This window comes from Exiguobacterium sp. NPDC077395 (assembly GCF_050269125.1).
In the GTDB taxonomy this organism is placed as follows: Bacteria; Bacillota; Bacilli; order Exiguobacteriales; family Exiguobacteriaceae; genus Exiguobacterium; species Exiguobacterium aestuarii_A.
In genome coordinates, this window is the sequence record NZ_JBNNHU010000004.1 from 113,642 (window position 1) to 137,019 (window position 23,378).

The window sequence follows — 23,378 nt, forward strand, 5'->3', positions numbered from 1 at the left end:
AAACCGGTTAGCTACACTACACATTCAACCTTTCACATTTTACAGACTGGAGGTTTTATACATGGCGAATACGCAAGCGAGCTCGGGCGGGGTCCGAGTCAAAGTACAACGATTCGGTAGTTTCCTCAGTGGGATGGTCATGCCGAACATCGGTGCCTTCATTGCCTGGGGGATTATCACAGCACTCTTCATTCCGACAGGATGGTGGCCAAACGAAAACTTAGCAGAACTCGTTGGTCCAACGATCACATATCTCTTACCATTACTCATCGGTTTCACGGGCGGTAAATTACTTCATGACGTACGAGGCGGTGTCGTCGGGGCGCTCGCCACGATGGGGGTCATCGTAGGGACAGACATTCCGATGTTCCTCGGAGCGATGATCATGGGTCCACTCGGTGGTTACATCATCCGTCAAGTCGACCGTGCCCTTGAAGGCAAAGTCAAAGCAGGATTCGAAATGCTCGTCAACAACTTCTCGGTCGGGATCATCGGTGGACTTCTCATGCTTGGGGGATTCGAAATCTTCGGTCCAATCATGAGTGCCCTCGATAAAGTGATGGCAGCAGGTGTTGACTGGATCGTCGGCGCGAAATTACTTCCAGTGGCGAGCTTGTTCATTGAACCAGCAAAAGTTCTCTTCTTGAACAACGCCATTAACCACGGGATCTTGAGTCCACTCGGTGTCGATCAAGTGGCTGAGGCTGGAAAGTCAGTTCTCTTCTTACTTGAAGCGAACCCAGGGCCGGGTCTTGGATTACTTCTCGCATACATGTTCTTTGCGAAAGGTGCAGCGAAACGTACAGCACCTGGTGCAGCAATCATTCACTTCCTCGGTGGGATTCATGAGATTTACTTCCCATACGTGTTGATGAAGCCAATTTTGATCCTTGCGATGATCGCAGGGGGCGCAACAGGAATCTTCACATTCGTACTCTTTGATGTCGGTCTCGTTGCACCAGCTTCACCAGGTAGTATCTTCGCTATTCTCGCGATGGCATCACGCGGTTCATACCTCGGACTCGTGGCAGGGATTTTCTTATCGGCAGCGGTCACATTTGCTGTGGCAAGCGTCATCTTGAAATCGAGCGCAGCAGAAGAAGTATCACTCGAAGAAGCGACACAAAACGTTAGCGCGATGAAAGGCAAACAGTCTTACGCATCTGCTCTCGTGACAGATCGCCTTGATAAAGTCGATCACATCATCTTCGCATGTGATGCAGGAATGGGGTCAAGTGCGATGGGGGCCTCGGTTCTCCGGAACAAGGTCAATAAAGCTAACTTACCAATCAAAGTGACGAACACGTCAATCAGCAACTTGCCGAAAGATGCGCAGTTTGTCATTACGCATGAAGATTTAACGGAGCGCGCAGAAGCGCAAGCACCGAATGCGATTCATCGCTCGGTCACAAACTTCTTAAACGCCGATTACTATGATCAATTGGTAGAAGAAATTAAAGCAGAACGCAGCAAAATTTCTTGAACACAGAACAGATAGAAATACGGTTTAGCTATTAGGAGGAAATTAAAATGCCATTCATTCAAACAGAGATGATTCGACTTAACCAAACATTCGCAACGACAGAGGAAGCGATCACAGCAGCCGGGGCAGTCCTACAAGACGCCGGCTGTGTGACGCCGGAATATGTAGAAGCGATGCATGAACGTCAAGCGATCGCAAACGTCTATATCGGAAATCACGTAGCCATTCCACATGGTACAGAAGCGGCGAAATCAGCGGTTCAGAAGACGGGAATCTCGTTCCTGCAAGTACCGGACGGTGTCGACTTTGGTGGACAGACGGCTAAACTCGTCATCGGGATTGCAGGCGTGAATGATGAACATTTAGAGCTCCTTTCGCAAATCGCGATTCTCTGCTCGGACGAAGAAAACGTGGAGCGTCTTGTTCAGGCGAAGACGAAAGAGGAAATCTTGGCGCTCTTCATGGAAGAGGTGGCATAAATGAAAGCTGTTCATTTTGGAGCAGGAAACATCGGACGCGGATTTATCGGGTTGCTACTGAATCAAAGTGGTTATGAGGTGACGTTCGTCGACATTAACGACACAGTCATCGAAGCACTCGAAGCAAAACGTCATTATGAGGTCGGATTCGCGGAAGACGGTGTTGATCGAATCATCGTCGACCGAGTACGTGGGATCAACAGTTTGAAAGAACCAGCCCGCGTCGCGGCTTTGATTGCAGAAGCGGATCTCGTGACGACGGCTGTCGGACCCTCACTTCTTTCAAAAGTAGCGCCATTGATCAGTGAAGGGCTTCGCGCGCGTGAAGTCGAGGACGCGCCGGTCTATGTCATCGCATGTGAAAACATGATTGGTGGTAGTGTGATTCTACGTCAGGAAGTAGAGGCGTGTGGTGGCGTCGGAGAGGCGAACGTCTTCTTCCCGAACGCGGCAGTTGACCGTATCGTTCCCCTTCAACAGCATGAAGACCCACTTTACGTGGAAGTCGAGACGTTCCATGAATGGGTCATTGAGACGCAAGGACTGAACGAGCAACCACCGATTCAAGGTGTGACATGGGTCGAGGAAATCGGACCGTACATTGAACGTAAATTGTTCACGGTCAATACAGGGCACGCCATCGCCTCTTATATCGGTTCGTTGTTCGGGAAGGCGACGATTGATGAGGCGCTACAAGATCGCCGCGTGCGTCAAGTCGTTCAAGGCGCCTTGTATGAGACAGGTTGGTTATTGCTTGAGAAATATGGCTTCGAGGCGAAAGAGCATAGCCAATACATCCAAAAAATCATCAAGCGTTTTGAGAATCCAAAATTGAAAGATGAAGTGTCACGGGTGGCACGTTCGCCGATTCGTAAACTCGGACCGAGCGACCGTCTCGTCAAACCAGCGCGTGAGTTGATGGATAATGGGATCGAGCCGAACGAACTCGCTTACGGGATTGCAGCGGCCCTCCATTATCACAACCCGGAGGATTCGGAATCGTCAGAACTCAATTTGTCGATTGAAGAGCACGGGATCTCATCAACAATCGAAAAATATTTGCAGCTCCATGAGGGAGACACATTGACGCAATTGATTCTCGACCAATATCATTTGATTCGGGAAGAAGAGAAAGAACGCGTGTCTTAACCAAAACCGCTTCTGTCAGGTGACAGAAGCGGTTTTTTTTAGTGTTTCCCAAATTCGAGATAGGTCGTTGTTTGTTTTACGTGAAGTGGAACGTCTGTCTCGGCTAACGGGCGACTAAAATAATACCCTTGAACAAAATCGCATGACTCTTTGAGAAGCCATTCCAATTGTGCGGATGTTTCGACACCTTCCATCAGAACTTTCATGCCCAAATTGTGACCGAGTTGAATCATCGAGCGAACGATGGCCTCTTGATTACGGTCGGTAAACAAGTTCACGATGAACGACCGATCGATTTTAAGTACTTGCACCGGAAGTTCTCGAAGTTGACTGAACGAAGAATAACCCGTACCAAAATCGTCAAGGGAAATGAGAATCCCTAGTTGATGCAACTGTGTCAATTTTTCACGGGTTGAGGCTTCGTAAGAGAGCATCGAGGACTCTGTCACTTCTAATTCTAGATACATGGGGTCCATCCCGGTTTCTAAAAGAATGGATTGCAAGGTATCAACGAAATCTTCACGTGCAAATTGAAGCGGTGAGACGTTGAGAGATAGCGTGAATGGATCAATCCCACTCCGTTGCCAGCGCACCCAAGTACGACAGCCTTCCCGAATCACCCAATTGCCGATTGAATGAATCAACCCTGTGTTCTCGGCAATCGGGATAAAGTCAGAAGGTGCGATGTTTCCAATGCGGGGATGATGCCAACGAAGTAACGCTTCGACACCTTCTAATCGATTCCGCTTCAAATCAATTTTTGGTTGATAGACGAGTGTGAGTTCATCTTTACTTAATGCGGTGACGAGCGCTTTTTCAATCTCGATATTGCGTAAAATTTGAGGACGTGACGATTCTTCAAACGTCTTGATCTTATTCTTTCCGTCCCGTTTTGATTCGTGCGCAGCTAGACGAGCGAACTGAATCAGTTCATTCGGAGAATGTGTATCTTTTGGATAATGACTAATTCCTGCACTCATCGTTAGTTCAATTGTCGTCCCGTCGACATCAAACGTCGAGGAGATGGCTTTCATACATTTTTCAGCTTTTTGATGAGCGAGCGAGCTGCGTTGAGCGAATAATAAAATGATGAACTCGGATGGTCCGATTCGCGTCAGCACATCATCTGGATGAATTGTAAGTCGCAGACGATCAGCGACTTGGATGATTAATTCATCAGCTCCATGATGACCAAGAATATCACTTAAAAAACGCCAGCGGTTCACATCGATATACAAGCAGGCAACAGAACGCTCTTGTGAGATGCTCTCTTGAAGAAGCGAATCGAGTTTATGACGGTTTGGCAAATCGGTCAATACATCATGGAACGCCATATGTTCGACTAAGCGCTGTGAAGTGACCGTTTTCGTCACATCTCGGATGAACCAAAGTATTTGACGATTCGAACCATCTTGGAGCGGATACGATGTTACTTCTAACACTCGATCATTTGTCTCAATCTGAATTGGTTGGTAGAACGGTTGTTGAGCCGATAACGACGGATGATAGTCTTGAAAAAAAGGTTCTATCGGATGTCCCTCGAATAAGTGAACGAACGCTCGATTTTGATATTGGATTTCCCCATCGTTTGTCGTCGTCACTACGGCATCCGTCGTCGATTCTAATATGGTCGCTTGAAAGAGGTCACGTTTCTGAATTTGTTGATCTAACGTATAAGCGATAAAGTACATCCCGAACAAGAGGAACACGATGCCCGTGACGAGCCAAGCAAGTATAGTCGGGTCGATTGGGATTCGACTCATTACGGAACCGTCTGGTGTAATCGTCGTGGCTTTCATCCCAACGACATGCATACTAAAAATGGCTGCTCCCATTAATAGTGAGAACATCAGCTTCACGGAAAAGGTGACACGTGTTGTCGAGTAGGAAGAAAAGAAACCTACCCATAAAGCAAGAAGCGAGGCCCCCCATGCGATGCCGAGTGATAAGAGAACCCAAAGATAGTCGAAAGTCAGTTGAACGCCTTGAATGGCTGCAGTCCCGATATAATGCATACTGACAATGCCCAATCCCATCAACCCGGAAGACTGAAGCAATGTCATCCATGTCGTGTTACGCGCAATTAATCCGAATGACAGAATACATCCAACAATTGCAGGCATCATAGATCCGATAATGAGCCAGATGGAATAAGTACTTTCGTGCAGAGAAGCATGACCAAGCATGGCGACAAAATGCATGGACCAGATTCCAAGTCCTAATATAGTGCCGCCAAACAAGATCCAAATTCGGTTGGATGAGGTCGATCCTCCCGTGACCCGTTTCGCTAACTCGAGTGCCATTAAGGCAGATACGCTAGCGATGATAAAGGCGAGCGTCATTAGAAATCCGTTGTGACTCATGGTCTGTGTGCTAATCTCTTCCATAGTATCCATACCTCGTAGGGTTTATTTGTAGTACGTTCAGTTTATTATATGCGGAATCGTGTCAATTACATATAAAAATATTGAAATGCTATTCTTTGCGTTAAATAACGGGTACTAAGTTGCTGAAGGGGTGCTGACGATGTATAAAAACAAATACATTCTTTACTTTTTATTGATTGCGTTCAGCTATTCATGGATTGTCTGGGCGAGCCTCTATTGGTGGACCGATTTACCGATTATGGCAATCGTCATTATCGGAGCGTTTGGACCGAGTCTTTCCGGTGTGTTGACGATGTATCGACTTCGAGGTGTAGCAGGGGTCAGGCATATTCTTCAAAAAAGTATTCAAGTGAGAATGAGTTGGAAAACGTACGCAATCCCGTTCGGATTGATTCCATTCATATTCCTTGTCGCGTATTGGTGGACGGACCGGAGTGGTGCGTTAATCGCTCGTGAACCGTGGTGGATTGCCCCTTACTTTTTATATATGCTCTTCCTCGGTGGGACGCTACAAGAAGAATACGGATGGCGAGGGTATTTACTTGATGCGTTGCAGTCGAGATTGTCCCCGTTATTGGCAAGTTTAGTGCTAGGGGGAATTTGGGCGATTTGGCATACACCGCTCTTTCTTATGGCTGGTACCGGTCAGGCAAATTTGCCGTTTTGGGCATACGGGTTGTCTGTCATGGCCTATTCGATTCTGATTAGCTGGGTATACAATGGATCATCGCGCAATTTGTGGTCCGCATTTCTCATGCATACAATGTTCAACGTCATGTTCGTGATGGTAGGCTTCGAAGCAGAAGAAGGGTATCCGATTGGCTTGATTCATTTAATGATCACGTTATGGACCGCAGCGATTTTAGTGTTATGGAAAACCTATGGGAAGTTGAATTACGAGCCACTCGAAGAAATGATCCCATCTTACCCGAGTGTTATGCATCGGATTCGCGAGGGTAAAGAGTAAAAACAAAAAAGAGAAAAGGAAGTGGACGTCTTGAACTTTCGCGCACTCGAACAATCAGACGTAAAATCTTTGCAACGCTTATTTATGGAGAGTTTGAGTGACTTGATTCGACGAGAACGTTTTGAAGATGCTGATTTGCTTGATGAAGAAGTGGCACGCCTAAATACGACCATTCAGGATCATTTTGACGACGATCATGTTCAATTGTATGTGGTTGAGCGCGAAGGAATCCTTATTGGAGCAGGAGCCTTGTTGCCTCCAAACGATATTATATCGGGCAACTTGGAAATAAAGCGTGGTGCCATCGAACTCGGGAGCGTCTACGTTCTTCCTCGTATGCAGCGTCAAGGAGTCGGGTATTTTCTATTAGAAGAAATGAAACGAGAAATCCTCGCGAGAAAGCAACACGTCTTCTACTTAGATGCGGGCTTTCCCAGTGCTCAGACCTATTGGCAAAAACAATTGGGTGAACCTTCATTGATTCTCGACCATTACTGGGGTCCTGGTGCACCCCACATGATATGGGAAGTGAACATAAAATAAGGAACTTAGCGATGAAAGCTAAGTTCCTTATTTGTTAATAATAAGAACGCATGAACTGATGAATACCGGTCGCTGTCGCATTCGCCATTTGTTGGCGGTTCGTCGCATTCGTCAAATAGGCACGATCATTTGAGTTACTGATAAAGCCATACTCCACAAGTGTAGAAGGAACGACATTTTTTCCGACAACATATACATTTTGGTATTTCACGCCACGGTTTTGAACGGCCGAAATACGTGAACCAATCTCTTGATTAATCGAAGAACCAAGCGATCGACTCGCAGAAACGTATGGATTTGTCGTGTAGCTTTCCGTTGTCGGCACGAGCACCTCATGTCCATGTGCAGAGCTGTACACAGATGAGTTTGCATGGAGACTAACGAAAATATCCGCTTTATATGATTTACTCAATGAGACGCGTTCTGATAAGGAAAGATACGTATCGGTCGAGCGGGTCAATTTGACGTTGTAGTCATAGGTGTTCGTCAACGTGCTCATTAATCGCTTCGCCATATCAAGAGCAATGACTTTCTCGTATACCGATCCATATACAGCACCAGGGTCATTCCCACCATGCCCCGCATCGATAACAACCGTTTTTTGAGACGTATCCGTATCCCCTCCGCTAGATGTTGTTACATACTGGGAAGAAACATAGCCCGTGACACCTTTATAAGTAACGCGATACCAAGAACCATACGTGCTCAGATACGTCACAGCACTGCCTGAAGGAATGGTTAGTAAAATCGTACCTGAAGTCGATGCCATCTTGCGAAGATTCAAGTTTGCGGTAGTATAGTAGGTTGCTGTTGAATCTGGCGTAATCGTAGAGGAAGATGTGACTTTGACATACTGGGAAGACACATACCCAATTGTTCCGTTGTAAGACACGCGATACCACGAGCCATATGTACTGAGATAAATCACTTCTTTTCCACTCGGAATCGTCGTTAAAATCGTGCCTGAAGTCGATGCCATTTTACGAAGATTCAAATTTGCTGTTGTCGTGTAGGTTTTCACAGTGGTCGGCTGATATGTTTTAAGATATTGAGAAGACACATATCCGACAGTTCCGTTATAGGAAACACGATACCATGATCCGTATGTACTGATATACGTGACGGTTTTTCCAGAAGGAATCGTCGTCAAAATCGTTCCCGAAGTCGATGCCATCTTACGAAGATTTAAATTGACGGTCGTTGTGTAATATTTCGTTGCTGCTTCAACACGATGATTAAGAGAAGATGGAGATTGGAAATCAAATGGTGTAAATGTGACAGCCGAGACGATGAGTGTCGAGCTGATAAACAATTTTGTATGTAATTTAGACTTTAACATTTTCAAAATAGTGACTCCTTTGCAGAAAAATAGTTGAACTTTTCATTATTCGATCAACAAATCACTATTATTATATAGATAATAAAGAAAAAAATGGGCATTAATATTTAATTTATTTATCTTTTTTTGAAATATAAAGGACTTTTACAAATAAAAAAGACGCACGAGGCGTCTTTGTGTAATTAAATTAATCTTGGAAGTTCTTCAAATGATGAGTTTGATTTTTCCTCTAAAAAAGCAATGCGTGGTAAATCTTCACCAAATAGCTTGATCGGCTCTTGGATTTTTGCGATACGAGGAAGATCTTCGCCCATTGGACGAATCGTGTTATTAAGTTCTGCAATACGTGGTAAATCTTCACCAAACAACTTAATTGGTTCTTCAATTTTTGCGATGCGAGGAAGATCCTCTCCCATCGGGCGAATCGTATTATTGAATTCTGCAATGCGTGGTAGATCTTCTCCAAGTGGTTTGATTGAACTTCCTAGTAATAAAACTGCACCAGCGATACATAAAATTCCTGCTACTTTTTTCATTATAATGCCTCCATTATTATTTGATATAATTACATAGCCGCAAAGAGCTATAATAACTCTTAATATTAAGATTTGAGCAATTGATAGATAGAATTACATTGCTGTTCAATACACTTGTTTATACAGCCTTTATAATCATTTGGATGATTTGGCTCAAATACTACAATTTTGGAGTCATCATTTAGAGACGTTGTCAAAACCGGTACATTCGCAGTTTGACTCAAAAAGCTGCTACACAACGGAATTACTGTATATTGATTTTCTCTCAAATGACTCGGTTTCCAGTGAAATGAAGCCTCTGGGAGAACATACACTATGTGACCTTCTTTTAAAAGGCTAATACAATGATTAAACAAATCGTCTTGATCTTCTTCAATTCCTAAATATTGAAAATTATAAAAGTGCTTATCGTAGTTGGTTTTGAGACCACGCTTTATAATTGAGAGTGATAACTCAGGACCTACGATATACAGTTTTTTGTGTATCTGATTCGTACTAAGTGTTTCGATAATTAACTTTGGTAACAATTGATAATAGTCAACTTGGAAAGCATTTATAACGAACCCACTTGATGATAGTAACATTTGGGATAGATGATCAAGTCCAGAGAAATTATTTTTATTGTCTTTAGAAAAATGAATGCTATTTTCAGAAGTTTTAGAACGAAAATAGATTTTTGGTTTAATATAATCTTCTGCTAAAAGAAAATTCAACTTACCCATTTGTTATGTTCACCTCCAAAAGCTTACTTATGCCTAGAACAATTGATACATTTTGACTAAGGTGGGATGTTCTGTAGTTAAATTTTATCATGGGTGTCAGGTCTTTCGAACTGTTATAGGTTGGGAAACTAATGCGAATAACATGCGAAATTTATATAAGTTTGAAATGAATTTTCCTAAAGATGCGATAAAACGTAGAAAATGTAAGGAAAGAAATCACTTAGGTCGAAGGGGCTATCGCTTACATGGAATATAATTATGGAAATTTAATTAAGATTGAACGAATGCGTAAGGAGATGAAACAAGCGGTTTTAGCACGAGGAATATGTTCGGTTTCATACTTAAGTAAAATTGAAAATAACCAGACTTCCCCTAGTGAAGAAGTACTAGAGTTGTTGTTTGAAAGATTAGGTTTAGATGTTCCATTGTATTATGATTTTGCAGAACAAGCTAAAAAGATTGAAATTGAAATTAGAGATATCCTCAGAGATGCTCTATTAAGTAGAAAAGATTCTGGTAAGCAGAAACAAATCCAAAAATATTTATATCATCCAGTTGTAAACCAATCAAAGGATTTATATATTACCTTGTTAATGACTTTGGCAAGGTTTCAAATTATGCCAGATGGAGAAGGGGACTATATAAAACAAATTGGATGGGTGGAAGACCAGCTATCAAAAGAAAATAAACTGCGTTTTATGGTAATGAAAAGTCTAATTCTATTTGATGAAAACGCAAAAGAAGAGTCTTTCAAACTATTGGAATGCTTGAATAAAGAAATTTCACACGCAAACATTCCCGACTGGGAGTTAGCGGATATGAGATACATCATCGGTGCATCTTACTATCGTTTCACTGAATATCTACCAGCAATTGAGAATGTAAAAAGTGCTCTTGAGTATTTTCAAGAACACTTCTACCTTGAAAGAATTGTAGAATGCCATTTAATAATTGGACTATCTTTAAAAAGAAGAAGGCGTTTTTCTGAAGCATTGGCACATTATCATCGGGCAGTGAAAGTGATTAGTGCAACAGACCGAACGGATTATTTTGGGATGCTCTATAACAACATGGGTGAGATCTATTCTTCGTTAGGAGATCAAGAGAAGGCACTTGAGTACTTTATGCAAAGCTTCGATTACAAGTTAGAAGTAAAAAGTAAATTATATAGTGTTCTCTCTCTTATTGAAGGTTATGTAAACTATCAAAATACCGAAGAAATATTAAGTTGGTTAGACAAAGGCTATGAAATCAAAAGTGATCGCAGTGGACTCGAAGAATTTAATCATCACTTTAAAATTTATGAATATTGCTATCGCACACATGACAAAGAGGCATTAATTCAAGCTCTAAAAGCTGCTGTCATTTATTTTGAAACAATTAATGATTATATATACATTCAAAAATATTCCCTTTGGCTTGCAAGGGAATTAAAAGGTTCAGGAAAATACAAATTATCGACAGATTACTACGAAAAAGTAATTTCAATCATGTCACAAACAGAATGACGCTCAGAAATGAGCGTCATTTTTTATGAAACTAGATGTTCTTTCGCACATCCTATGGCGTTGTAAAATAATGCACCGTCCAGACTTGTTCTTGAACAAGACGCTCATCTGTTAAATGACCGTTATGGACTTGCTGCAATAAATGAATTAAGTGTTTTTGGAGATTTCCTTCATATGAACCACTGTGCAAAATTTGCTCTTCGCTCGCAATAATATAAAATCCACCAAGTCGCAATGGAATATGTTTTCGAACTAATGCGGCAGCCGTTTGGAACTTCGCCTGCTCCCCTATGTGAGGCACATCGATTTCAAAACGCCCCCATTGTTTAAAGTCTCCAATTTCTGAAAAAGGTGGGTCACGATGATCCAATGGCAAGCCCTCCGATCTAACAATCTCTTTACATTCAGTATATCTTGTTTTCACTTTAAAACGTGCAAAAATAAATACATAGGGTATGGCTCAATCTACACTCTTAATTCACATTTATGGTTTTCTATATTTTGTAAAAGAAATCCTTTCGTTTTTTGAAAAGAGACAAAAATAACACGGTCGGATTGACCGTGTTATTGCATGATGTGTTCTTTTGAAGTAGGTAACTCACAGATGAAGGTACTTCCTTCTCCGTAGACCGACTCCACGTGAAGTTGACCATCGTGTGCTTTAGCGATTTCCTTACAGATTGCGAGCCCGAGCCCAGTACCGCCAATTTTACGACGATCTGAGTTGTCGACACGATAAAACTTTCCAAAGAGATGAGGGAGAGAGGCGCTTGGAATACCCATTCCGTGATCTCGCACCTTCATCACGACTTGTTCGTCTACTCGTTCGAGTGACACGAGGATGTTCCCCCCGTCTGGTGAGTACTTAATGGCGTTACTTAATAAATTGCCGAGTAACTGACGCATTCCTTCTAAGTCTGCATCGATTATAAAATTCTCTTCAGCATTGGCATCGATAAACAATTCATGTTGATCAGTCGTTTCTTGATAAAACGTCACACTGTCTGTGGCGAGTTTATATAAATCGACCGGTTCCCATTCAAACGTTTGTTTCCCAGACTCCATTTTTTGGAGGTCCAAGAAATCATTAACGAGATAAGACAATCGTTTCGCCTCATCATGAATCGTTTTTAAATAAAGCTCTCGTCGATTTTCTTTCAAATCACGTGACAACATGAGCTCCGTAAATCCATAGATTGACGAAAGGGGCGTTCGCAACTCATGTGATACGGTCGAAACGAGCTCTGACTTCATTCGATCTACCTCGGTCTCGGCAGTGACGTCGCGTAGCACAAGCATCGTTCCGCGAAGTCGACGATCGCGATAGACGCTTTCGGCATAAAGCTGAATGAAACAATCACCTTGATCGATTGAAATTGTAAGTCCGTCTTCGGGCGTATCTTGTAAAAAGACGCGTTCGAAGTAACGAACGAATTGTTCATGCTGATCCACACGTTCTGCGAGTTGCTCGATATCGATATCAATCGCTGACAACTCTTCATACCCTTTGTAGTCAAAGTGAAGGTCGTCAAACATGCGAATAAACGCGCGATTTCCAACGACAGTGTCATCTTCATAGTTCACGTATAAAATGGCTTCGCGCACGGAGTTGATCAATTGAGCGGTTTCTTTTCGATCTTGTTGCATCTGACGATAAAGCTGCATCCGAAGCAGTGAAATGGCGAGCTGACTAGCGAACGCATTCAGTTCAGACTTTTCACTTGCGTCATATTGTTCATCGTAACGAGCTAAATATAGGCAACCAATCAGGCTGTTATCTGACGGGTCCATAATCGGGATGACCGTTTCATAAATATAATACGGATACGTGTGCAAAGCATCGACGACCCGTTTTGACGTAGCTGCAGGAGATTTAGAAATCATGACACGTTTCAGGAGCAGTGATTCCTTTTTAAGACTCTCTTGCTGATCTTCCGTCATTTCTTTTGGTACGACAGACGTGATTTCTCCGTCTTTTGTGAGTAGCAAGGCACCAAATTCAGACTTTGTGAGTAAAACAATTTTTTCGATGACGGATGAATAATCAAATAAAGATTCTTTCGACGCTAATACTTCAATCAATTCATTACGATATTGGAGGTTCGTTTCATTTAACTTTGATTCTTTAATCACGTTTTCGAGCTTTTCTTTTTTCATTTTGAGTCTACTGTTTTGGTCGGCCATTCGTTTGATGAGTGGGCGACCAATCAATAGAATGGCGCTGATAAACATAATGAGACCAATCATCCAAATCCATCGAAGGGCGGTAAGTTCGAATGAGGATACATTTTCATCTCGAATAAACCAAACCCCGATTAAAGTCAAAATAATACTAAATCCGCATACGCTATATAAAATACTGAGTATTTGACGACTGTTTAGTTGTTCAATCCACTTGCTGATCATTCGTTCTACTTCCTTCCTTGAACATAAAAAACGATAGGCCATCTTTTCCTTGCCCTGCATTTTATGAAAAAGGGAAAGGAAATTGAATTAATTTGCTTACGTAATGTGTATATCTAGCACATAAAGCGATTTACCCGAAATGATTGAAATATACACGTCCGAATCTTCTAGTCGTTGACAAGATCATCAATAATTATTATCTTGAATTTAAGATAAAAAAACCAAGGAGTGTGACTAAATGTTATCCATTGAACCGTCCGCCTTAACTGAGCGAGACGCGTATAAGTTTTTGATTGGCAGTATTGTGCCGCGACCAATCGCCTTTGTAACGACACGTAATGGGGACGTGATCAACGCTGCTCCATTCAGTTATTTCAACGTAGTCGCTTCCAATCCGCCTCTCGTTTCCGTTTCTATTCAACGAAAAAATGGCGTGATGAAAGATACAGCACGAAACGCAATCACGACTAAAGAACTTGTCATCCATGTTGTTGACGAAACGAATGTTCACGATGTGAATGAGACGGCTGCGAATCTTGACGCTGATGAGAGTGAACTGTCACGTACAACGTTCACAATTCAACCGAGCGACGTGATTGCGACTCCAGGGATCAAAGAAGCAAAAATTCGATTCGAGTGCGTCTTACATCAACATGTACCAATCGAACATGAAGGACAAACGACAGCAGACTTGTTGATTGCAAGGGTTGTCCGTTTTCACATTGATCGGGAATTGTATGAACGTGGACGAATCGATGCGAGACAGTTGGCGCCGGTCAGCCGTATGGCCGGGAATAGTTATGCAACACTCGGTGAACTTTTTGATGTGAAGCGTCCTGAATAATCCACAAACGTGCCCGTTTTTCTAAAGAACGAGCACGTTTTTTGGGTAAAGGAATAAGGAGCGTATTTGCATGTAGTATTTCTTTCATTTCGGAACGCTCTTATGTCACAATAAAGTCAGAACATTCTAACTTCAAGTCATCCTAGATTCAGAGAAAAAGGGGAATCCGTCATGTACCGTCCAACTGTCCAATCGATTATAACTGCCATTGAAACTGTGATTGTCGGAAAAGAAGAAGTCATCGCCAAGAGCCTGACTGCCTTGTTGGCAGGCGGGCATGTTCTTTTAGAAGACGTACCTGGCGTCGGGAAGACCATGCTCGTTCGTACGTTTAGCCGGGCAATCGACTTAGATTTTAAACGGATTCAATTCACACCAGACATGTTGCCGTCAGACTTGACGGGAATCTCGATGTATAACCAAAAAACGAGAGAGTTCGAATATCGTCCGGGACCGCTCATGGGCAATATCATTTTGGCGGATGAAATTAACCGAACTTCACCAAAAACGCAGTCCGCTCTTCTCGAGGCAATGGCCGAGCGGAGTGTAACGGTAGACGGTGAGTTGAAAGTGTTACCTTCACCATTTTTCGTCATGGCGACACAAAACCCGATTGAGCATGAAGGGACATATCCATTACCGGAAGCACAGTTGGACCGCTTCTTACTCAAAATCGAGATGGGTTATCCGACATTCAATGAAGAAATCGCACTCTTAAGTCGTTTTGAGAAGGAAGAACCGCTTGAGGCGCTTCATAGTGTCATTACAAAACAAGAAGTAGAACTCATGCAACGTGAAGTGAGAGAGGTCCATGTATCGAGTGCCGTCAAACAATACATCGTAAGATTGGTGCATGAGTCACGGAAGGATCCCCATACGTATTTAGGTGGCAGTCCACGAGCTACGCTTGCGTTGATGAAAGCGGCGCAGGCATGGGCGTATATTCATAATCGTGACTTCGTGTTACCGGATGACGTCAAGGCGATGGCGGCGAGTGTGCTCGGACATCGTATCTTGTTAACGGCTGAAGCGCGATATAAAGGAAAAACACCAAATCAATTGATTCAAGGTTGGCTTGATACGTTGCCTGTCCCGATGGATCGTGAGGTCAACGAGGTATGAAAAACTGGATGAAGCTGTTCGTTGTATGGGCGGCGGCATTCGGGTTGTACGCATTTGCCCGTATCGAAGGGAGTATCGTTGCTTCGACATTATGGTGGTCGTTCGTGGTGTTGACGGTTTATTGGACGCTCTTTATGATTTATCCGGTCACTGCGGCAAATGTATCACGACGAGTCACGACGAAACGTCTCGTCTCGGGTCAATCAATGGACGTCGAGTTACGAATCGAACGAAAATATCCTTTTTTGATTGGAATGGTGACGTTAGAAGAACGATTGCCACAACGATTGATTGATGAAGACAGGACAATCATCGTACCGGTAGACCGTTTCTTTCGACGCGCCGAAGAGGTCCATTACGAGGTCAATGCGATTAAGCGGGGGATTCATGTCTTTGACCGAACGGTTCTTCATGTGCGCGACGTGTTCGGTTTATTTGATCGGAAGCGGACGTTGCGAATCGAGACAGTTGTAGAAGTGTCACCTGCCGAACTTCCGTTTGACCTTCCTCGAGATGAACATGTCGGAGGACGCGGCGAACAATATCGTCAAATGCGTACTTACACGGAAGTGGCCAATACGACGAGCGGTGTCCGTGAATACGCGGCAGGAGACCGAATTGGACGGATTGACTGGAAAGCTTCTGCTCGACGAGGGAACTTGATGACAAAAACATTTGACCAAGAGCAAGAAAAGAAACTTTCACTCGTATTCGTACCGGCTGTCTCTGCCGGGTATGAGGAGGCGTTTGAACGTTCGTTGTCTTTGCTCGTTGGTGCGATTCGACAGTTGGAACGAAAGAATTTGCCGTTTGAACTATATGTCATTGAAGAACAGGTACGTCTGTTCCATCTTCCGGATCAAAGTGCAGAAGTCGGACACTATCTGTTGACTGCGACTCCAGAAGCGGAGGGGCGTCTTGTCGAGCGGGTGAAACAGAACCTGCCTCAACAAACAGGGGACTTGATTCTGATCAGTCCGTTTGAAACGACCTCGATTCGTGAACTCATGCATGAGACGCAAGGCAGTTATCACCTGTACACAGCGGTAAATGAGGTGACGGGATGAAGACATGGATCACGCGAATCATATATACAGCGCTCGCCGCCTATTTATTGTCTTTTTGGATTGAGCCGATTGTTGGAAGTACAACGTTCGATGTAAGTTGGCCGTTTTATTTCCTTCTGATCGTCCCGATGTTCGTCAGTCTTCTTCCGTGGGGTGCATTTCTTGGAATCTCCCTTCTCAATTTCCTAGTTGTGTTATACGTCTATCACGGAAGTATTTTCGACTGGTTTGGCATATGGATGGAAGATTTTATGGGCGTCATAAGCGGTGAGTTACCAAACGAGGCGATTTTCTTCTCTGCAATGGCGCTCATCGGTCTACTATTTGCCATCCTTGTTGGACGAACATACCCGAGTTACGGATTCGCACTTGGGATGATTGTTTCAACGCTCGGTGTCATGGCTTATTTCGATACGTGGACACTGTATGACGGAGAAGGGAATATCCTTTATGCCATCGTCACGTCACTTCTCTTACTATTTGTCACGGATTTAGCGAAGCGACCAAGTCAATCGCTCGTACGCTTCGTCAGCATCGGTTTGCTTCTCAGTGTCGTCGTTGCGCTTGCGAGTGCCTCCCCGACATTGGAAGGAGATTGGTCCGACCGCATCACAACGAGTTTCCGAAATGCGACAACAGAAGGTGATGGGAACGGACCAGGTCGGGTCGGATATGGTGTGAACGATGAGGCGCTAGGCGGGCCGTTTGAACAGGATGATAGCATTGTCTTTATCGCGCGAGGCGTCCCGGCTCGTTACTGGCGAATCGAATCAAAAGCCATCTATACAGGAAAAGGTTGGATTGAGGCACCTGTTTTAGATTCTAACTATAATCGTGGGCAATTGGTCGACTCTGAAGTGGATACAACCCCGGAACAGGCGCTTTTGCGCTTTGATCGTCGTCAAACATTCGTTCCGTATGGGGGAGAGTATCCTCAAGCGACGGAAACAGAGTCAGGCACTGAATTTCGGGTCGGAGATATCGAACAAGCTTTTCCGAACGAGACCATCATAATTCAACCTTCTGGGAAAATTGTGTTTGAAAACGAAAACCAAGCCACACCGCGAACGATTCAACTTCGCTACAGTGTACCAGCTTTCTCGGAAGAACAGCTTGCTTTAAATGAAGAAGTGAGCTCGCTGACAGAAGAGGAAGAACAGGTCTATTTACAACTACCAGATTCCTTACCGGATCGTGTACGTGACTTGGCTTCGGAGATTACCGCTGAAAGTGAAACTCCAAATGAGAAAGCAGAAGCGGTAGAAGCGTATTTCCGAAACGGGGAATTTCAGTATGATACCGAAGATGTCGCGCAACCAGAAGGGGAAACCGATTATGTAGACCAATTCTTGTTCGACACACAGATTGGGTATTGTGATAACTTCTCTACATCAGCAGCCGTCTTATTACGGGCGAATGGAATCCCGACACGTTGGGTAAAAGGGTTTACGATGGGTGACACGCGAGGAGTTGTTCAAGGTGAGGAAGAGCATACGATTCGTAACCGTCACGCCCATTCATGGGTCGAGTATTTTATCGAAGGTGCAGGTTGGGTCCCGTTAGAGGCAACGATCAGTTTCTCGGACGCTAACTTATTACAGATGGAACGAGAAACGGACACAGATGATACGACACCGGCAACGAATGATCCGCAGGCGACGCAAGACAACAACGCACAAAATCGTCCTCAAGAAGATTTGTTAATCGATGACGTCACAACAGGTGAGGCACAAGAAGAGTCTCGCAGTATCCCGGTTTGGGGATGGATCGTCATTCTTTTCTTCGTGGCCGTTGTCATTTGGAACCGGAAAATCATTGAGCGACAAATTATGTATGTCTGGTGGATGAGTCGTCCGCTCTCAGACGGTAGCCTCGTATCGATGCATCGCTATTTAGTGAAGCGACTTCGCGCGAACGGATTTAAAGTCGAAGGACGTACGCCGTCGGAGCTTGCCAAAGAAGTCGATGCCTATTACGAAACGAACGACATGACGCGCTTGACGGCCTTGTTCGAGCAAGCGGTTTATGCCGAACAAGAACCGAATTCAAAATATAAAGAATATTGGAAAATCATGATTCGCAGAATTATGAGTTGAAGTGGCGGGATGCATCAAGTAAGATAGACGCATTAGTTAGATAATTGAACATGGCATTCCTTCGTATATACTCGTGAATTGGCGCGAGAGTCTCTACCGGACCACCGTAAATGGACCGACTATGAAGGAGCACGTTTCGCATACAAAGAAAAGGGCGTGCTTCTTCTTCGGTTTGGATAATCTGGGGAGAGGCTCGTCCTTTTTTGAGGAGAAGGCAGAAAGGTGGAGATTTCGTGAAAGTAGAACAAGAAATGATTTTGGTGCTCGATTTTGGTGGACAGTATAACCAGTTGATCACGCGTCGTGTCCGTGACCTTGGCGTATACAGTGAGTTGCATTCACACAAAATGACTGCAGCGGAGATTCGCGAATTGAACCCAGTCGGCATCATCTTCTCTGGTGGACCGAACAGCGTATACGCGGAAGGTGCATATCGTTGTGATCCAGAAATTTTCGAATTAGGTATTCCAATCTTCGGAATCTGCTACGGTATGCAGCTCATGACGCATCATTTCGGTGGTCGTGTCGAACGTGCCGCACACCGTGAGTACGGAAAAGCGACATTGTTCTCAACGCCGGAAGCATCAGCCATCTATAATGGACTTCCTGTTGAACATACAGTTTGGATGAGCCACGGCGACCTCGTCATGGAAGCACCTGAAGGATTCATCGTTGACGGAACGAACCCATCTTGCCCGGTCGCTTCGATTAAAAACGATGAGTTGAAAATGTATGGTGTTCAATATCACCCAGAGGTTCGTCACTCGGAGTATGGGAACGACATCTTGAAAAACTTCATCTATGAAGTGTGTGGTGCTAAAGGTGAATGGTCAATGGAAAACTTTATTGACCTCGAAGTCGAAAAGATTCGTGAAATCGTCGGCGACAAGCAAGTACTTTGTGCCCTTTCAGGTGGCGTCGACTCTTCTGTCGTTGCGGCACTCGTGCATCGCGCAATCGGTGATCAATTGACATGTATGTTCGTCGACCACGGTCTCCTTCGTAAAGGAGAAGCAGATAGCGTCATGAAGACGTTCGCTGACGGGTTTAACATGAAGGTCATTAAAATCGATGCGCAGGAACGTTTCTTGACGAAGTTGGCTGGTGTGTCGGATCCTGAACAAAAACGTAAGATTATCGGAAACGAGTTCATCTATGTATTCGACGAAGAAGCATCGAAACTTGTCGATATGGACTTCCTCGCACAAGGAACGCTCTATACAGACATTATCGAGAGTGGGACAGATACAGCGCAAACGATCAAATCACACCATAATGTCGGTGGATTGCCAGAAGACATGAACTTCACACTGATCGAGCCACTCAACACGCTCTTTAAAGATGAAGTCCGTGCGCTCGGTACTGAGCTCGGTCTTCCTGACTATATCGTGTGGCGCCAGCCATTCCCAGGCCCGGGTCTAGGAATTCGTGTACTTGGTGAAATTACGGAAGAGAAACTCGAAATTGTCCGTGAATCAGATGCAATTTTGCGCGAAGAAGTGAAGAAGGCAGGTCTTGAACGAGATATCTGGCAATACTTCACGGTCCTCACACCGATTCGCTCAGTTGGAGTTATGGGTGATGAGCGTACGTACGACTATGCAGTCGGCGTCCGTGCCGTTACATCAATTGATGGGATGACGTCTGATTGGGCGCGCATTCCATGGGATGTACTTGAGAAAATCTCTGTCCGTATCGTCAATGAAGTCAGCCACGTCAACCGTGTGCTGTATGACATTACGTCTAAGCCACCTGCAACAATCGAATGGGAATAAGCCAAACAGAGGGCTCACACCCTCTGTTTAGTCTTAAAACCGAACATTAACGTTTTTTTTAGATGTAAAATCCGTGAATTTAGTTGACATTCTATTTTCACGCTGATACGATAAGAACGTTCTTATTATAACCGAACAATTATAAAATATTTTGCCGTATAATGTCGGGGATATGGCCCGAGAGTCTCTACGAAATCACCTTAAATGATTTCACTACGGCGAGACATAGATGAGGGTGTATGCCCTCGTATGTTTCGCGTGGGGTCCTCGGTCATTTGCCGGGGGCCTTTTCTCGTTTTACGGCGAGTACAAGGAGGAAAACAAATGAGCACACAGCTCAAGCAAGAACAGCAACAACCTACAACGAGTCGGATTGATCGTTACTTCCAACTCACAGCACTTGGAACGAGTGTCCGCACTGAATTGATTGCAGGATTCACAACGTTCCTCGCAATGGCGTACATCCTTTTCGTGAACCCAAACGTTCTCGGGGCAGCGGGGATGGATACAGGCGCGGTCTTCGTCGCAACTGGACTTGTTGCAGTAGTCGGTTCATTGACAATGGGACTTTTAGCGAATTATCCGATTGCGATTGCGCCGGGCATGGGCCTCAACGCGTTCTTCGCATATAGCGTTGTTATCGGAATGGGTGTACCGTGGCAAACGGCTTTGTCGGGTGTACTCGTATCAGGTCTCTTCTTCATCGTATTGACGCTTTCTGGTATTCGCGAAACAATTGTTAACGCGATTCCAGCGCCACTCAAAATGGCGGTCGCAGCAGGGATTGGTTTCTTTATCGCTTTCATCGGATTGAAAAACGCAGGAATTGTCGTAGCGAACGAAGCGACACTCGTAAGTCTCGGTTCACTTGGAACGGGCACGACACTTCTCGCGGTGTTTGGACTTGTTGTCAGTGCCTTGCTCATGGCGCGTGATGTAAAAGGTGGAATCTTCATCGGGATGTTGTTGACGGCAATCGTTGGTATGATCTTCGGTCTCGTTCCGACTCCGACGGCAATCTCTGATGTTGTGTCAATGCCACCGAGCATGTCATCAACGTTCGGTCAAGCGTTCATCAACTTCAGTGACGTTTTCACGCTCCAAATGCTGATCGTCATCTTAACGTTCTTCTTCATCGACTTCTTTGATACGGCTGGAACGCTCGTTGCAGTAGCGCGTCAAGCGGGAATCATGAAAGAAAACAAAGTACCACGCGCAAGTAAGGCGTTAATGGCTGATTCGACAGCAACGGTAGCGGGTGCAATCTTCGGAACATCTACAGCGACTTCATATGTTGAATCGTCAGCTGGTGTTGCTGCAGGTGGACGTACAGGTTTGACGGCGGTGTTCGCAGGGTTGTTCTTCGGTTTGGCATTGTTCTTCTCGCCTCTCTTGGCAGTTGTGACTGCGCCGGTTACGGCTCCTGCATTAATCATTGTCGGTGTGCTCATGGCCTCGGCTCTTCTTGATATCGATTGGAAGAAAATCGAAATCGCCGTACCAGCTTTCTTGACAATCATTATGATGCCTTTGACATCTTCAATCGCAACAGGAATTGGGCTTGGATTCATCCTTTACCCACTCATGATGATCGCGAAAGGGAAGACGAAAGAAATTCATCCAATCATGTATGGGATGTTAATCATCTTCTTGGCATACTTCATGTTCTTACCACACGCATAAGTTCATTTGAAAAGCCGGCTCTTACATTAAGAGTCGGCTTTTTTGTATGCAGTATTTTCGGGTAGGAAAGGATCATACATCGTGATGGCATGATTCTCTGTAATGAATTCATTTCGGAGATGAGTCCCATTCATTGAAGTAACCTCTCTGAAAATCTGATTATGTCGTATCGTCCCTCCCCACCATTCACGTGTGAAATGATGGTTTTCTTCATATATACGATACTGCTCTTTATTCGGGATGTTAGAGCGCCATTCACCTACGAGATAATCTCCCTCTATATATAGAAGGAGTTGATACGTTTGTGCGGTTTGATTTGTAATTTGTAAATCGAGATAATTGTAAGAGCATGTTGCGCCACTTCCGAATGGCTGGTCTCTTCGATAGTCAGGAAACACGTCGTAGCTATGACGATAACGCTCAGTTACAGTCAATGGGCTATGAAGTGTAATCCAATAAATGAGGTTAGATAGTTGGCATAAGCCACCGCCGATTCCTGAGGTGACCTTTCCGTAATGCAGAATCATGCCATCGACATAGCCTTTTCGTTTAGTAGGCTTGCCAATCATCTTCCAATAAGAAAAGACGTCGTTCGGTGTTAGGATGGCTCCGTTTAGGTTTGCGATTGCGATCTTTAGATTCGTGATTTTATTATGTTGAACTTCCATGTCTACATCTCGTAGTTGTCGATAGAGGGGAGTTCGGTGTGTAAAAATGAGATAAGGCATTGGTTCAATGTTTTGTTTCGAGACGTATTGTCGTTTGTCTGTCATCCATTCCAATCGTCGTTTCATTGTGTATATTTGTGTACCGGACCAGATTCTAAACGGGGAACGCTTTTTTGGTTTTTGTAAATCGGTTTGGATCATGAATGTGACTCCTTATCGGTTGATAGTCGTTATTAGATATAAGTGTATTCTTTAAAGTGATCTGTTCTTCCTTTTAGAAGTTGAGATTCAAACTTTATGAAGATACGAAAAATAATCAAAAGTTTTTTTAGAATAATGCTTGCAAGATTAAAAAGCAGGTGATATAGTTATCTCTGTTGCCAGCGACAAACGTTGAACAAACAAATAAGTTGTTGACATCAAAAAGAATTAAATGTTATTATCATTTAGTCGCTAAGAGCGGCAGACGAACTTTGAAAACTGAACGATGAGGCAAAAATAAGTTTTATAATTTTTGAATGAAGCGCAAGCTTCGTCAATCTAAGAGCTATATCAAATTCTTTGGAGAGTTTGATCCTGGCTCAGGACGAACGCTGGCGGCGTG

19 protein-coding genes and 2 riboswitches are annotated in these 23,378 nt (G+C 44.0%); of the genes, 12 read left to right on the plus strand and 7 right to left on the minus strand.

Translation table 11 applies throughout. The features are described 5' to 3' along the window. Positions 1 to 61 precede the first annotated feature (61 nt). Genes ACQKD4_RS13860 through ACQKD4_RS13870 form a run of 3 tightly spaced genes read left to right on the plus strand, consistent with a single transcriptional unit; the run spans position 62 to position 3,111 of the window. On the plus strand, positions 62 to 1,483 hold the full coding sequence (locus ACQKD4_RS13860) for a PTS mannitol transporter subunit IICB (protein ID WP_214697278.1): 1,422 nt from the start codon (positions 62 to 64) through the stop codon (positions 1,481 to 1,483). A 47-nt stretch (positions 1,484 to 1,530) separates the two neighbouring features. Next, the gene (locus ACQKD4_RS13865) at positions 1,531 to 1,962 is read left to right on the plus strand and encodes a PTS sugar transporter subunit IIA (RefSeq protein WP_214748595.1); all 432 of its coding nucleotides are present in this window, start codon (positions 1,531 to 1,533) and stop codon (positions 1,960 to 1,962) included. After that, complete coding sequence (locus tag ACQKD4_RS13870) at positions 1,963 to 3,111, plus strand: mannitol-1-phosphate 5-dehydrogenase (RefSeq protein ID WP_427373789.1); 1,149 nt, start codon at positions 1,963 to 1,965, stop codon at positions 3,109 to 3,111. A gap of 38 nt (positions 3,112 to 3,149) precedes the next feature. On the opposite strand, the gene ACQKD4_RS13875 is transcribed toward ACQKD4_RS13870, so the two are convergent. Further along, complete coding sequence (locus ACQKD4_RS13875) at positions 3,150 to 5,498, minus strand: bifunctional diguanylate cyclase/phosphodiesterase (protein WP_427373790.1); 2,349 nt, start codon at positions 5,496 to 5,498, stop codon at positions 3,150 to 3,152. Between the two features lie 139 nt (positions 5,499 to 5,637). Between ACQKD4_RS13875 and ACQKD4_RS13880 the strand changes: the two genes are divergently transcribed. Both ACQKD4_RS13880 and ACQKD4_RS13885 read left to right on the plus strand, forming a co-directional pair. Further along, positions 5,638 to 6,465, plus strand: coding sequence for a CPBP family intramembrane glutamic endopeptidase (locus ACQKD4_RS13880; RefSeq protein ID WP_427373791.1), 828 nt, complete (start codon positions 5,638 to 5,640; stop codon positions 6,463 to 6,465). 30 nt (positions 6,466 to 6,495) lie between these two features. Next, complete coding sequence (locus ACQKD4_RS13885; RefSeq protein ID WP_427373792.1) at positions 6,496 to 7,008, plus strand: GNAT family N-acetyltransferase; 513 nt, start codon at positions 6,496 to 6,498, stop codon at positions 7,006 to 7,008. 34 nt (positions 7,009 to 7,042) lie between these two features. Here ACQKD4_RS13885 and ACQKD4_RS13890 read toward each other — a convergent pair whose 3' ends face one another. The 3 genes from ACQKD4_RS13890 to ACQKD4_RS13900 form a co-directional block, all read right to left on the minus strand. Continuing rightward, positions 7,043 to 8,347, minus strand: coding sequence for an N-acetylmuramoyl-L-alanine amidase (locus tag ACQKD4_RS13890; protein ID WP_427373801.1), 1,305 nt, complete (start codon positions 8,345 to 8,347; stop codon positions 7,043 to 7,045). A gap of 182 nt (positions 8,348 to 8,529) precedes the next feature. After that, a complete protein-coding gene (locus ACQKD4_RS13895; RefSeq protein ID WP_427373793.1) occupies positions 8,530 to 8,883 on the minus strand; it encodes a hypothetical protein in 354 nt (117 codons plus the stop codon). A 65-nt stretch (positions 8,884 to 8,948) separates the two neighbouring features. Further along, complete coding sequence (locus tag ACQKD4_RS13900; protein WP_427373794.1) at positions 8,949 to 9,605, minus strand: hypothetical protein; 657 nt, start codon at positions 9,603 to 9,605, stop codon at positions 8,949 to 8,951. 245 nt (positions 9,606 to 9,850) lie between these two features. Here ACQKD4_RS13900 and ACQKD4_RS13905 point away from each other — a divergent pair, with 245 nt between their 5' ends. Next, positions 9,851 to 11,113, plus strand: coding sequence for a tetratricopeptide repeat protein (locus tag ACQKD4_RS13905; protein WP_427373795.1), 1,263 nt, complete (start codon positions 9,851 to 9,853; stop codon positions 11,111 to 11,113). 52 nt (positions 11,114 to 11,165) lie between these two features. Here the strand turns inward: ACQKD4_RS13905 and ACQKD4_RS13910 are convergent, their stop codons facing one another. Together ACQKD4_RS13910 and ACQKD4_RS13915 are read right to left on the minus strand one after the other, a co-directional pair. Continuing rightward, on the minus strand, positions 11,166 to 11,483 hold the full coding sequence (locus ACQKD4_RS13910) for a hypothetical protein (protein ID WP_214697262.1): 318 nt from the start codon (positions 11,481 to 11,483) through the stop codon (positions 11,166 to 11,168). Between the two features lie 194 nt (positions 11,484 to 11,677). After that, positions 11,678 to 13,519 (minus strand): ATP-binding protein, encoded by a 1,842-nt coding sequence (locus ACQKD4_RS13915; RefSeq protein ID WP_427373796.1) that lies wholly within the window; start codon positions 13,517 to 13,519, stop codon positions 11,678 to 11,680. Positions 13,520 to 13,757: 238 nt separating this feature from the next. On the opposite strand from ACQKD4_RS13915, the gene ACQKD4_RS13920 reads away from it, so the two are divergent. The 6 genes from ACQKD4_RS13920 to ACQKD4_RS13945 all read left to right on the plus strand — a co-directional run bounded on the left by ACQKD4_RS13920 (position 13,758) and on the right by ACQKD4_RS13945 (position 22,106). Next, positions 13,758 to 14,363, plus strand: a complete 606-nt coding sequence (locus tag ACQKD4_RS13920; RefSeq protein WP_427373797.1) for a flavin reductase family protein — start codon at positions 13,758 to 13,760, stop codon at positions 14,361 to 14,363. A gap of 171 nt (positions 14,364 to 14,534) precedes the next feature. Further along, positions 14,535 to 15,485: an AAA family ATPase gene (locus ACQKD4_RS13925; RefSeq protein WP_214697256.1), complete on the plus strand. Its 951-nt coding sequence runs from the start codon at positions 14,535 to 14,537 to the stop codon at positions 15,483 to 15,485. Next, positions 15,482 to 16,552 (plus strand): DUF58 domain-containing protein, encoded by a 1,071-nt coding sequence (locus ACQKD4_RS13930; protein ID WP_214697254.1) that lies wholly within the window; start codon positions 15,482 to 15,484, stop codon positions 16,550 to 16,552. Before ACQKD4_RS13925 ends, ACQKD4_RS13930 begins: the two co-directional genes overlap by 4 nt. Then, positions 16,549 to 18,648 (plus strand): transglutaminase domain-containing protein, encoded by a 2,100-nt coding sequence (locus ACQKD4_RS13935; RefSeq protein ID WP_427373798.1) that lies wholly within the window; start codon positions 16,549 to 16,551, stop codon positions 18,646 to 18,648. The genes ACQKD4_RS13930 and ACQKD4_RS13935 overlap by 4 nt, the downstream gene beginning before the upstream one ends. Positions 18,649 to 18,689: 41 nt before the next feature. Continuing rightward, positions 18,690 to 18,790, plus strand: a riboswitch (purine riboswitch). Between the two features lie 109 nt (positions 18,791 to 18,899). Next, a complete protein-coding gene (gene guaA, locus ACQKD4_RS13940; RefSeq protein ID WP_251127027.1) occupies positions 18,900 to 20,423 on the plus strand; it encodes a glutamine-hydrolyzing GMP synthase in 1,524 nt (507 codons plus the stop codon). A 134-nt stretch (positions 20,424 to 20,557) separates the two neighbouring features. Beyond that, a riboswitch (purine riboswitch) is annotated at positions 20,558 to 20,659 on the plus strand. A gap of 88 nt (positions 20,660 to 20,747) precedes the next feature. Then, complete coding sequence (locus ACQKD4_RS13945; RefSeq protein WP_251125744.1) at positions 20,748 to 22,106, plus strand: NCS2 family permease; 1,359 nt, start codon at positions 20,748 to 20,750, stop codon at positions 22,104 to 22,106. 26 nt (positions 22,107 to 22,132) lie between these two features. Here ACQKD4_RS13945 and ACQKD4_RS13950 read toward each other — a convergent pair whose 3' ends face one another. Beyond that, positions 22,133 to 22,975: a VanW family protein gene (locus tag ACQKD4_RS13950; protein WP_427373799.1), complete on the minus strand. Its 843-nt coding sequence runs from the start codon at positions 22,973 to 22,975 to the stop codon at positions 22,133 to 22,135. Between the last annotated feature and the right edge of the window lie 403 nt (positions 22,976 to 23,378).